General features: G+C 60.2%; 11 protein-coding genes. 7 read left to right on the forward strand and 4 right to left on the reverse strand.

The genetic code is table 11. The annotated features are described in order from the left end of the window. Positions 1–17: 17 nt before the first annotated feature. From ACFFSY_RS16120 to ACFFSY_RS16130, 3 genes are read right to left on the reverse strand one after another with little or no spacing between them, the layout of a single operon-like run. Positions 18–1,022 carry a substrate-binding domain-containing protein gene (locus tag ACFFSY_RS16120; RefSeq protein WP_377495776.1) on the reverse strand — a complete coding sequence of 335 codons (1,005 nt, stop codon included), beginning with the start codon at positions 1,020–1,022 and terminating at the stop codon, positions 18–20. 13 nt (positions 1,023–1,035) lie between these two features. Beyond that, a complete protein-coding gene (locus ACFFSY_RS16125) occupies positions 1,036–2,835 on the reverse strand; it encodes a cache domain-containing sensor histidine kinase (RefSeq protein WP_377495778.1) in 1,800 nt (599 codons plus the stop codon). 1 nt (position 2,836) lies between these two features. After that, positions 2,837–4,456: a response regulator gene (locus ACFFSY_RS16130; RefSeq protein ID WP_377495780.1), complete on the reverse strand. Its 1,620-nt coding sequence runs from the start codon at positions 4,454–4,456 to the stop codon at positions 2,837–2,839. A 395-nt stretch (positions 4,457–4,851) separates the two neighbouring features. Between ACFFSY_RS16130 and ACFFSY_RS16135 the strand changes: the two genes are divergently transcribed. From ACFFSY_RS16135 to ACFFSY_RS16160, 6 genes are all read left to right on the forward strand, one after another. Next, positions 4,852–5,949: a M24 family metallopeptidase gene (locus ACFFSY_RS16135; protein WP_377495783.1), complete on the forward strand. Its 1,098-nt coding sequence runs from the start codon at positions 4,852–4,854 to the stop codon at positions 5,947–5,949. A 57-nt stretch (positions 5,950–6,006) separates the two neighbouring features. Next, a complete protein-coding gene (locus ACFFSY_RS16140) occupies positions 6,007–6,591 on the forward strand; it encodes a YiiX/YebB-like N1pC/P60 family cysteine hydrolase (RefSeq protein WP_377495785.1) in 585 nt (194 codons plus the stop codon). A gap of 206 nt (positions 6,592–6,797) precedes the next feature. Continuing rightward, a complete protein-coding gene (gene glpX, locus ACFFSY_RS16145) occupies positions 6,798–7,781 on the forward strand; it encodes a class II fructose-bisphosphatase (RefSeq protein WP_377495787.1) in 984 nt (327 codons plus the stop codon). A gap of 85 nt (positions 7,782–7,866) precedes the next feature. Next, positions 7,867–8,055, forward strand: coding sequence for a GapA-binding peptide SR1P (locus tag ACFFSY_RS16150; RefSeq protein WP_377495789.1), 189 nt, complete (start codon positions 7,867–7,869; stop codon positions 8,053–8,055). 143 nt (positions 8,056–8,198) lie between these two features. After that, positions 8,199–8,849 (forward strand): helix-turn-helix transcriptional regulator, encoded by a 651-nt coding sequence (locus ACFFSY_RS16155; RefSeq protein ID WP_377495905.1) that lies wholly within the window; start codon positions 8,199–8,201, stop codon positions 8,847–8,849. Between the two features lie 44 nt (positions 8,850–8,893). Continuing rightward, positions 8,894–9,715, forward strand: a complete 822-nt coding sequence (locus ACFFSY_RS16160; RefSeq protein ID WP_377495790.1) for a pyruvate, water dikinase regulatory protein — start codon at positions 8,894–8,896, stop codon at positions 9,713–9,715. An 89-nt stretch (positions 9,716–9,804) separates the two neighbouring features. Here the strand turns inward: ACFFSY_RS16160 and ACFFSY_RS16165 are convergent, their stop codons facing one another. Then, positions 9,805–11,037, reverse strand: coding sequence for an aminopeptidase (locus tag ACFFSY_RS16165; protein WP_377495792.1), 1,233 nt, complete (start codon positions 11,035–11,037; stop codon positions 9,805–9,807). A gap of 218 nt (positions 11,038–11,255) precedes the next feature. Here ACFFSY_RS16165 and ACFFSY_RS16170 point away from each other — a divergent pair, with 218 nt between their 5' ends. After that, a complete protein-coding gene (locus ACFFSY_RS16170; RefSeq protein WP_377495794.1) occupies positions 11,256–12,212 on the forward strand; it encodes a 3'-5' exoribonuclease YhaM family protein in 957 nt (318 codons plus the stop codon). Positions 12,213–12,570: the final 358 nt, after the last annotated feature.

A 12,570-nucleotide genomic window follows, 5' to 3' on the forward strand; every position in this document is an offset into this window, starting at 1 on the left:
AGCGTTCCTCCAATCTCTTATTTCTCGCTGAACGGAAACAGCAGCTTCTGATTCTCGGCCGAGTACATATTCATCCGGTTGACGATGGTCGAGTCGATCAGCGTCGTCGTCTCGACGTCGCCGCCGTTAATATCGCGCAGGGCGGTCTTCAGCGCCAAATAGCCGAGGTTGAACGGGCGCTGGACGAGCGTTGCGCCGAGCACGCCGGATTCCAGCAGTTGGATCTCGTCGATCGAGCTTTCGAAGCCGATCAGCTTCATCTCGCCGGCCATGCCGGCTTCCTCGATCGCCTGGGCGACGCCGAGCGTCGCCGATTCGGTCAATGTCACGAACGTATTGAACTGCGGCTGGCCGCCGCCAAGCAGCGACTTGGCGATCAAATAGGCGCGCTGCTTGGCGTCCAGGCAGTAGTAGGTGCCGTAGATGCCATCCGGATAGGCGAGCAGCGCCTGCTCGATGCCGCTCTTGCGGGCGTTCGAGGCGCTTGCGTCGACGTTGTCGCTGATGATCGCCACCTTCGGATGGCCGCCCGTCATGCTGATGGCGGTCGCGCCGGCGAGCCGTCCGGCCTTCAGGTGGTCATTGGCGACCGACACCGGCGGCGGATCGAGCGGGATCGGATTGTCGATCAGGACGAGCGTGATGCCGGCCTTGCGGACCTGCTCGAGCTTGTCCGCCATCCGGTAGTCGTTGATCGGCGCGACGACGATCGCGTGCGGCTTGCGTTTGATCGCCTCGTCCAGCAGCGTAATCTGCGTGTCGGCGTCGGTCTCCACGAGGGGGCTCTGGACGACCGTCTCGACGCTCAGCTCCTTGGCCGCCGCGTCGACGCCGCCCTTGACGGCCTGCCAGAAGTCGGAGCGGACGTTGCTGGATTTCAGAATAACGATGATGCTCTTCGATTCTGTCCCGGTGACGCCGACCCATGACGTGACGCCTGCCAAGCGGGTATAGAACACGGCATAAAGGACGAGAAGGATCGTCATGATGGTCAGGACAAGGGATAGCCGGCGTTTGCGCATAGGTCCGCTCCTTTCATTCGATTCGCGGAATCGTGATCGTCACGCAGGTGCCGACTTCGAGCTCGCTTCGGATCGTGATGCCGTAGGCTTCGCCGAAGAACAGCTTGATCCGTTCGTTGACGTTGCTAATGCCGATTCCTCGGCCGCTGCCGCCTGGCGACGCTTCCGATTCGCTGGCGTTCCACAATGCTGCGAGACGCTCTTCGCTCATCCCCAGCCCGTCGTCCTCCACCTCGAATACGATGCTGCCGTCTAACTCGAAGCCGCGGATCGTGATGAGCCCCTTCTCCGGCTTGTTGCGGATGCCGTGGTAGATGGCGTTCTCGACGAACGGCTGCAGCAGAATTTTGAGCGAACGGTAGGGCAGAATGTTCGGCGAGATGTCGAGCTTGTAGTCCAGTTGGCTGTTGTACCGCATCTGCTGAATGATGAGATAGTTCTTGATGTGCTCGATTTCCACCCGGATGGGCACGATCTCCTTCTCTTTGGAGATGCTGGCGCGGAACAGCTTGGCGAGCGCGCTCGTCATGAGCACGACCTCCTCGTGCTTCTTCTGCTCGGCCATCCAGATGATCGAATCGAGCGTGTTGTACAGGAAGTGCGGGTTAATCTGCGACTGAAGCAGCTGCAGCTCGCTCTTGCGCTTCTGCTCCTGGGTCAGGATCGCGTCTTCCATCAGATTCTTGATCTGGCCGACCATCATGTTGAAGGTGCGGCCGAGCTGGCCGATCTCGTTCATCTGCCCGATGGGGGTCTTGATGTCGAAGTTGCCTTTCTCGACGAGCTTCATGTCCTTCTGCAAGTTCTTGATCGGACGGGACAGCTGGTGCGAGAGCAGCACGGACAGCACGAGGGCGACGACAAGGCCGAACAGGGCGTAGTAGAAAATCGACTTGCGGATCGCGCTTTTGTTCGCCATCAGCTCATCCGTATACGCGACGCCGACGATTTTCCAGCCGAAGCTTGTGTCCTGCACGGAGTAGATCCGCTTGCCGTCCTGGCCGCCGACCGTGAAGGAGGTGCCGCTCGCCGCCGCGTTCACCTCGTCGATCATCTCCGTCCGCAGGCCGCTGTAGATGAGCTGCTGCTGAGGGTGGTAGACGATGTCGCCCGCGTCGTCCACGATGAACACGTATCCTTTGTTGCCGAGGTTGATCTGGCGGGCCATGTCGTTGATGACGCTCATGTTCAGATCGACGAGGAAGACGCCTTCAGGCATGATGCCATCGGTGCTGCGCAGCTCGCGGCTGAGCGAGACGACCCACCGGTATTCGTTCTTGATGATGTTCTGCACATGCGGCGCAGAGATGACCGAGCGGCCTTTCGCTTCCTTGGCCGCCTTGAACCAAGGCGTATCCTCGGGGCGCACGTTCGGGTTCAGGCTCGTGATCCGGCGGTCCGAGACGAACCGGTCGTTGTAGCCGAACACCATGATCGAGGCGATGTCCTTGCGCGTGTACAGGATCGCCTGGAACAGGTCGGAGATCCGCTTCTCGTACACCCGGCGCTCCTCGGCGCTGATGAAGCTGTTGTCGGCGATGTAATATTTGACGTCCTTGTTCGTCATGGCGAGCAGCGAAATGTTCTCCATGTTGTCGACGTAGGACTGGATGTTGCTGTTGACCTGCTTGATGATCTCCTCGACGTAGCCCGTCGCGTTCTGCTCCACGGCCTCGACCGACAGCCGGTAGCTGATGAAGCTGGTCACGGCGATCGTCACGAGGATCAGGCAGGAGAAGGCGAACGAGATGCTCGATTGGATGCTCTTGAGCGGGAACAAGGGCAGCAGCGGGCGGCGGTGTCCGAAGAACATGTCAGGCGCCGCTCCGTTCGCGGAATTCCCGAGGCGTAACGCCCGCGTGCTTCTTGAACAGGATGCTGAAATAGTTCGGATCGCCGTAGCCGACCTTCTCCGCGATCTCGTAGAATTTGAGCGTCGTGTGCTGCAGCAGCTCCTTCGCCTTCTCGATCCGCACGCGGGTCAAATATTCGACGAACGTCTCGCCGGTATGCTGCTTGAATACGAGACTGAAGTAGCTGGTGCTCATGAGCACGTGGCGGCACAGCTCCTGCAGCGACATTTTCTCGTTGGCATAGTGGGTCTCGATGTATTCGATCGCCCGCCGTACCTGCGCTCCCGTGTAGTGGGTACGGCTGCCTTCGATGACGGTCATGACCGTCTTGACGGTCTGCTTCAGCCACTGTTCGATCTCGTCGACCGTCTTGAAGCGGTAGACGTCGGTCAGCATCGTCTGCGGGTCGAAATTCATGCCGCCGCTCTCATGGGCCGACAATTCCTGAATGGAGTTCATGAGCGCGAGCACGACCTTCTGCATATGGAGCACGCATGCTTCGATGGGGACCATGGACGACTTCAGTTCCGCGACCATCTGCTCGATCAGCCGCTGGGCGTCCTGCATGGAGCCGGTCTTGACGCTGGAGGCCAGCTTGCGGTCCCAATCCGGCTGCACGGGCGGCAGCGTCTGCGCCTTGCCCTCGAGGTCGATAATGCTGATGATGCGGTTCTTGCCGAGCAGGAACCGGTAATCCAGCGCGCCGAGGGCGCTGCGGTACGAGCTTGGCAGCCGTTCGGTCGATTGGCACGCTTGTCCAATGCCGACGGTGATCGTGAATTTGAGGTAGCGCTCGATCTCGTGGCGCACCTGCTCGGCGACGCGGAACGCCTTGTCGTAGAGGGCGCTCTCCTCCGCGATGCCGTAGATGACGGCTACCATGCGCTCCTCGCGGGTGCGGAAGACGATGACGCCTTCGCCGGCGCAAATTTCGCTGACGATGTCGAAGGCCGCGAAGCGCAGCATCTCCTCGTCGAAGGCGTCGAAGTCGACCCCTTCGCGGTCGCCGAAGTCGTCAATGTCGATGACCATCGCGACATACATCGAGGAGAGCGGCGGCAGTCCGAAGTACGCGAAGCGCTCGGTAATTTCCGCCCGGCCGAGGCCGTTGATGACGAGCCGCTCGAGGAAGCGTTCCTTGAGCAGCGGCAGGCTCTGCTTCAGCTGACTCTGCAGCCGGCTCATGTCCTCGCGGCGCTTCGCTTCCTCGTCCATCTCGGCGCGCGTCTTGTCGAGCAGCTCGCGGATTTCGCGGGCGGTGATCGGCTTGACGATGAAGTCCGATACCTTCAGCCGGAGCGCCTGTTGGGCGTAATCGAACTCGTCGAAGCCGGTGAGAATGATCATCTTGATATAGGGATAGCAGGCGTTGACGGCCGCGGCCAGCTCCAGGCCGTCCATGAACGGCATGCTGATATCCGAGATGATCAGATCGGGCTTATGCTGCTCGACCGCGTCGAGCGCCTCCCGACCGTTGGCGTAATCGCCGACGAGCGTGAAGCCGTGGTCGCTCCACGTAATCGTGTTCTTCAAGCCGTCGCGTACGACCGCTTCGTCATCGACGATGATGACCTTGTACATGCCGCCACCCCTTGGTTCCGTATGCAAATCGATGTTATTAATCCGGATAGAATTGCTCTCATTATAGGTGATGCTAGGCCCGTTGGATAGAACGTACAGGATCGGCCTTCCCGGTACGCGAAAATGATCGTATGGACAACTATTGCAGGGGAGATCGAGTCACTACGTCCTATCGAATCTGCAGCGCTCCGCCTCGAACGGATGGAAGCGCTGTCTCTATGATATATGAAAATTCGACAGCATCAAAGTCGAATATTCTCTGATTTTGACGGCTTCCAAAGGTGCTGCTGTACCGCGTTAAACAGCTCGCTCGGCGCGAGCGGAGGATATCGGCTATAATGCCAATAGGACTGAATGGGCAACCCGATCCGATCGATCAGGAGGAATGACGACGAATGAACATCTATATGGAACGCAAAAAACGGCTGCTGGCCACGCTGGCCGAACAAGGCATCGGAAGCGCGCTGATCACGTCGCCGACGAATGTGTATTATTTGACCGGATTCCTGTGCAATCCGCACGAGCGGTTCATGGGGCTGCTGCTGCATGAGCGCCAAGAAGCGCTGTTCGTGCCGCTTCTCGACAAGGACGCGGCGATCGAAGCGGGCTACCCGGCTGACATCGTGACGGTATCGGACACCGAGGATGCGTACGAACTGCTGGGCAATCGGCTGCCGGAGCGCGGCGGTCGGTTCGGCGTGGAGATGAACGCCGTCAGCATGGCGCAGGGCGAGAAGCTGCGCGCGCTGCTGCCAGACGCTGTCTTCGCGGACGCGGAACCGGCGATCATGGGGCTTCGGCTGAAGAAAAGCGAGGATGAAATCGCGAAAGTGCGCCATGCGATCGATATCGTGGAGAAGGTGGTGGACTTCGCCGCTTCCCGCGCCGTTTTGGGTATGACGGAGATCGAGCTGACGGCGGAGCTGGAGTACCAGATGCGCAAGCTGGGCGCGTCCAAGCCCGCATTCGAATCGATCGTATTGGCCGGCGCGCGCTCCGCGCTGCCGCACGGCAAGCCGGGCGACTACGCGATCGCGCGGGGCGACTACGTGCTGATCGATATCGGCGTCGTGGCGGACGGCTACTGCTCGGATATAACGCGCACGTTCATCATGGGCGAAGCATCCAAGGAGCAGGAGCGGATCTACGAAACGGTGCTCGCGGCGAACATGGCCGGCATCGCCCGGGCGAAGGCGGGCGTGGCGCTGGCCGAGCTGGACGCGGCGGCCCGGGACGTAATCGCGGCGGCGGGCTACGGCGACTATTTCACGCACCGGGTCGGACACGGGTTCGGCATGGACGTGCACGAATCGCCGTCGCTGCACGGCGCCAACCGGACGCTTGCCGAGCCGGGCCTGCTGTTCACGATCGAGCCGGGCATCTACGTGCCGGGCGTCGGCGGCGTCCGCATCGAGGACGACGTCTATATTCGCGCGGATGGCAGCGCCGACGTGCTGACTTCATATTCGAAGGCGCTTCGGGTATTAGGGTAAGGGCGTCGGCAAGGGGATATCGCGACTAATCATGATGCAGGGGAGCGTGGGAAGAAGATGGGACACAAGTTCAAGGACGTGAAGAAAATAGCGTACGAAGAGGCGGCAGGACAGCTGCGGACGGGCGATATTATGCTGGGATCAGGGAACTACATGGTAAGCGAGCTGATCAAACGATTCTCGGACTCCATGTTCAGCCATGTCGCCATCATCGTGCGGTGGCGCGAACGCCCCTTGATTCTGGAGAGCGTCGAGGACGACGGCGTCCGCCTCGTGCCATTGACTCATTATGTAGAGAATTATGAGAATCGCCACGCGCCATATAACGGCGAGCTGTACATCGCGCGCCATCGGGAGCTGGCCGGCTTAGGGAACGAAGACGCGCGCATCGGCGCCTTGGTCGATCGGGGGCTCGACTTGTTGAACCGCAAGTATGATAACGAGGAGATCGCCCGCATCGTCTCACGGATTGGGCTGGGTCTTGGCAGACATGAGGATAATGATGCCTACATTTGCTCCGAATTCGTGGAGGCATGCTTCGCGCGGGCGGACATCCATTTTCGGAAGGATGACCGCGGATTCATCTATCCCGGTCATATCGCGGAGGATGCGCGCGTCGATGCGTTGTTCCGGCTTCTCTAGCCGCTCGGCCGGCTTTGGGGGATGCGCGACTCCAATGGCGAATCCATCGTTGCTGCTCGCAAAATAGAACTGGCGTCACAGGCGATTAGGTCTGTGGCGCCTATTTATTTAGGCGTCATACATCGTTTTGTGATTTTCTATTGTGAGTCATATTTAAATGTGATACATTTTTGGTGTGGAAATGATAACCGGAGAGGATGAGGGCAATGGAACGCGAATTGGCGCTTGAGGCGGTGCGCGTCACGGAGGCGGCGGCGCTGGCATCCGCGCCGTGGGTGGCGAGAGGGAGCAAGACGGAAGCGGACGATGCGGCGACGGAAGCGATGCGAAGCATGTTTCGCTCGCTCGCGATCAGCGGACGGGTCGTAATCGGGGAAGGCGAGATGGACGAGGCGCCAATGCTGTATATCGGCGAGCAGGTCGGGGACGGGAACGGACCTGAAGTCGACGTGGCCGTCGATCCGCTCGAAGGGACCACGCTCGTGGCCAGCGGGATGAACAACGCGGTATCGGTGCTTGCTCTTGCGCCCAAAGGGCAGATGCTTCATGCGCCGGACATTTACATGGAGAAGCTTGCCGTCGGAGCTGAGCTGGCCGGGAAGCTGAGTCTTCGCGATCCGTTGTCCGTTACTGCGCGCAAGGCTGCGGAAGGACTAGGCAAGCCGCTATCGGAGCTGAACGTGCTGCTGCTGGACCGGCCGCGTCATGCTAAGATGATCGCGGAGCTCAGGGAACTGGGGGCCCGCGTCCGTCTGCTGACCGACGGTGACGTATTCGGCGCGCTCATGCCGTGCGGCGCCAAGACGGGCGTCGATCTGTATATCGGCTCCGGCGGTGCGCCGGAAGGGGTTCTTGCGGCAGCCGCGCTCAGGTGTCTTGGCGGCGAAATCCAAGGGCGGCTCCTGCCGGAGAACGAGGAGCAGCGCCAGCGGCTCGGCGAGATGGGGCTTGCAGGCGCGGACGACGTGCTGCTCATGGACGATCTGGTCGGCACCGGAGACGTTATCTTCGCGGCGACCGGCGTGACGCCCGGGGACTTCCTCGAGGGAGTTCGTTACTTGCCGGGCCGAAGGGCGGCCACCCATTCCGTCGTCATGCGCGCAGCCACGCATACGGTCCGTTATATCCAGACTGAGCATGATCTGGCGTTGAAACAGGCGGCGGGCATCGTGCCGTCGATGGGCGCGTAAGGCACAGCTGGGCATTGCTGTCTACTATGAGGCGTCACAATTATATATGCGTCTTATATAATCGAGGTTGAAGGAGAGGATTCGAATGGGAGCAGAGCGCGCGGAAGTGTACGGAAGCCGAGAAAACTACGGTCTTGTATTGTGCCGGCATTGTAACGAAATCATTGATACATTGCCCACGAACGGCGTGAAAAAACTGTATAGTTTATGCGATTCGGAGCGCTGCCGATCGTTGCAAGCCGTCCCATCCGATATCGGGGAGGAACCGGCATGAGCGGGCGGCACGTTTACTTCTGCCGCATAAGCCGTTTCAATTGCCGGACGCGGAAGGCGTTGGCCGGTTCGCCTTCTGTTGTGCGGCTCTTCCGCCATCGGTTACAATAAAGGGATGAAGCGTTGCGATCGGAGGGATAAGCGATCAAGCTATCGACAAGACAACAAAAGATCGTGGAGCTGGTTCGCAAACGCGGCCCGATTACGGGCGAGCAGATTGCGGAGCTGCTCGGGGTGACGCGTCCGGCGATCCGCTCCGACCTCGGATTGCTGGTCATGCTTGAATATTTGGAGGCCAAGCCGAAGGTAGGCTATTACCTGCGGAAGGACCGGGATGAAGACGGCGAGCCGGCGGCGGCCGCGGCCTACGATACGGCTATGCTGCCGGTGCGGGAAGCGATGAGCGTGCCAATCGTAATGCGCGAGACCGCCACGGTGAGCGATGCCGTCGTTACGCTCTTCCTCGAGAACGTCGGCAGCTTGGCGGTCGTCGATGCGGAAGGGCGGCTTGCGGGGATCGTCTCGCGCAAAGACCTATTGAAGGTGTCGCTTGGCAATCCTCAAGCTTCCCAGATGCTGCTCGGCCTGGTCATGACCCGTCTGTCCAACTTGGCGACCGTCACGCCAGAGCATACGGTGCGGGATGCGATGGGGATTATGATTGCCCGTGAGATCGACGGCTTGCCGGTCGTCGTGCCTAGAGGCAAGGAAGCCGATGCGGGGTTCGAGGTCGTCGGCCGCATTACGAAGACAACGGTCGTGAAGCTATTTTACGAGGCCTCCGTCAGGGGCTGAAGCGGCGGTGTACAGTCATTTCAGACAAGGGGGCCGAAGCGAAGTTGAATAAGGATATCAAGACGATACTGGTCGGCTCGGACTCCGCCGGCGAGACGGCGGAGACGGTTGCGCGCGCTACCATGCGCCAATTCCAGGATCAGGAGGTTCGCTTGGAGCGGTGGGCGAATATCAAGTACGAAGAAGAAATTCGCCAGATGATGGAGCGGGCTGCCTCGCTCGGCAGCTTCGTGGTCTATACGCTCGTGCTGCCCGAACTGCGCGAGATGATCCGGCAGGAATCGGCCCGCCTCGGGGTGTGCGCGATCGACGTCATGGGACCGGTGATGGAAGGCTTCATCCGCACCTTCGATTCGGCGCCCGCGCAGCGAGCGGCGATGCCGCATCGGATGGATCGGGCCTATTTCAACCGGGTCGAGGCCATCGAATACACGGTCAAATCCGACGACGGTCAGTACGTGAGCGGCTGGAGTCAAGCGGATCTGATCCTGCTTGGCGTCTCGCGCACCTCCAAGACGCCGCTTGGCATCTATTTGGCCCACAAAGGCATCAAGGTAGCCAACTACCCGCTCGTGCCGGAGGTCAAGGTGCCCGAAGAGCTCTACCGGATGCCGTCCGAGCGCCTGATCGGCCTCACGATGGACGCGGAGAAGCTCATCGCGATCCGTATTGAACGGCTGAAGAGCATGGGGCTGCCGTTCGACGTGAGTTATGCCAGCGTGGACCGGATCTCCGAGGAGCTCGAGCTGGCACACAAGCTGTTCCGCCGGCTCGGCTGCCTCGTCGTCGATGTGACGAACCGCGCGATCGAGGAGACGGCGGGCATCATCCTCGAAGAGCGCAAGCAGCTGCTGCCGATGTTTTAGCTCCTAACTGACAACGGACCTCGTTCCCATCCAGAGATGGGACCCGAGGTCCGTTTTGCATTGTCTTGGTCTTGGAGCTGATCGATCCGCTAGATTGCCCAATTGCCGTCCTTGAACACGAGCTCTTCCGCGCCGTCCTTCGTCACGCCGCGGATCGTCAGGTCCTTCGAGCCGACCATGAAGTCCGTGTGCGCGAGCGAGTTGTTCAGACCGCGCGCCTTCAATTCCTCGCGGGAGAGCTTGCCGCCGCCTTCGACGCATGCCGCGTAGGCGCTGCCGATCGCCAGATGGCAGGAGGCGTTCTCGTCGAAAATCGTTTTGTAGAACAACAGGTTCGAATTCGAAATCGGCGAGTCGTACGGGACGAGCGCCACTTCGCCGAGGTAATGGGAGCCTTCGTCCATCTCGATCAGCCCTTGCAGCGTCTGCGCGCCTTGCTCCGCGCTCCAATCCGCGACACGTCCGTTCTGGAAGGTGAACGAGAAGTTGTCGATGATGTTGCCGCCGTAGCTGAGCGGCTTCTTGCTGCGGACGGTGCCATTCACGCCAGTTGCGAGCGGCGCCGTGTACACTTCCTCGGTCGGCAGGTTCGGCACGAAGGCGACGCCCTGATCGTTCGTCTTGCGGCCGCCGAGCCAGATGTGACCTTCGGGCAGCTCGATTGTAAGGTCCGTGCCCTCCGACGTATAGTGCAGCGTCTTGTAGGCCTTGGCATTCAAGTAGTCGGCGCGGCGCTTCAGCTCCGCCAGATGATGCTCCCAAGCTTCGATCGGATCGGGCTGATCGGCGCGCACCATGCGGAAGATCGCCTCCCACAGCAGCGGGACCTGCTCTTCCTTCGGCGCGTCCGGGAACACCTTCGCCGCCCAGCCTTCGGAAGGGGCGGTGGCCAGACACCAGCTGAATTTGAACGCCTGCACGTATTCGCGGTATTTGGTATTCGCCTGCCGCGCCGCTTTCTCCGCATTCACGATGCGGTCCTTGGCAACGCCGCGCAGCAGATCCGGATCGGACGACTTGATCGTTACCGACGCCGCGCCTGCCTCTACGAGCTCCAGCTTCTCGGCCGCCGACCACTTCGGCTCTTCCAGGAACGCTGCGTCCGGCGCCAGATCAAAGTGATGGCGCGTGGCGATATCGTCGGTCCAGTACACTTTGACCCTGGCCGCGCCGAGCTCGTAAGCCCGCTTGACGACGAGCCGCGCCAGTTCGGCCGCGTCGAGGTCCGCGTTCACGATAAGCGTCTGTCCTTGCTGCAGATGAACGCCGATCCGCAAAATAATGTCGGCGTAGTTGTTCAGTTTCGTTTGAAAATCGCTCATGCATGCCGTCCTCCCAGCGTTATTCGGGTACAGAACTATCATAGGCATCCGCGGACGGCGAGCGCAAGCGCGTGGGCGGCGCGCTCCTCCGGAATGAAACGCGCATCGCCGAAAAGACGGCCCAGCCGGTTCGCCTTGGCTAGTATTTTGCGGCTGCGTCGCGCGCGGGAGGCGTTCCATTGTATAATGATCGTACCGAACACAGGAGGAGCTTCACAATGACGCAGATTATTCAGATGCAACCCCAGGATGAATTCACCGGCTTTTATCTCTTGAAAGAGTGCGAGGTGAAGCAGACGAACGCGACACCGCCCAAGGACTACATGGATATCGTATTGTGCGATGCCAGCGGCCAAATCTCGGCCAAGTACTGGGACGTGACGCAGACGGATAAAGAGACGTTTTTCCCGATGGGCCTCGTGAAGGTGCGCGGGCTCGTGCAGACGTACCGGGATAAGCTGCAGGTCAAAATCCAGCGCATCCGCAAGACGACGGAGGAGGACGGCGTTAATATCGCCGATTTCGTCCGCTCCGCCCCGATTCGCCCCGTCGATCTGATCCATGCGATCAAGCAATCGGCCGCGAGCATCGGACATGCGGATCTGAAGGCGATCGTCGACTTTTGCACGGCGAAGGTTGAAGACAAGCTGATGCATTATCCGGCGGCCAAAACCCATCATCACGCGTATTTCGCCGGACTTGCTTACCACATGACGCGGATGCTGGAGCTAGGCGAATTCGTCTGCAAGCAGCGTCCGTTCCTGAACGCCGACCTGGTTAAGGCGGGCATTATCTTGCATGATATCGCCAAGCCCGAGGAGATGACGGCGCAGTTGGGCATTGTCTCCGACTACAGTGTGAGAGGCAAGCTAATCGGCCATATCGCGCTCGCATCCGGCTGGATCGTCGAGGCGGCGATTCACCACGGCATCCCGCTCGATTCCGAGCCGGTGCTGGCGCTGCAGCACGTCGTGCTGGCGCATCACAACCTGGGCGAATGGGGCAGCCCGGTTCAGCCGCAGATGGCCGAGGCGGTCGCGCTCCACTTGATCGACTCGCTGGACGCGAAGCTTCAGATGGTCGAGGACGCGCTGGACACGACGCTGGAGAGCGAGCCGTGGACCCCGATGCTCCGCGGACTGGAGAACAAGGCGATTTACCGGACGAACTTATAGCCGGAAGACGTATAACCGCGGACGGCACTTATTCGAATTTTGTACGGAACATAAGAAACTCCAGCTCCGCTTACACGGGAGGCTGGAGTTTTTTATTGTTAAGGAATCTAAGCATCTGTTCATGTGTGGTTCAATCAGCGTAAAGCGTGTCCGCGAGAGCCGACGCAAGCGAAGGTCAGAACGATGTCTCGCCAAGTACACGAAGTGACAGGTTTACACCCCAAGGCAAACCGTCTCGAACGAAGCGCGAACAAAAGCTTTGTCCCTTAGGACAACGCGAGCTTATCTCGAAGGACACATCAAAGACGGCCGCGAAACGAGTCACGCTTATTAGCAGAGTCCAGAGGGCAGAGTCCTC

The organism is Paenibacillus aurantiacus (assembly GCF_042431225.1).
Classification (GTDB): Bacteria; Bacillota; Bacilli; order Paenibacillales; family Paenibacillaceae; genus Paenibacillus_Z; species Paenibacillus_Z aurantiacus.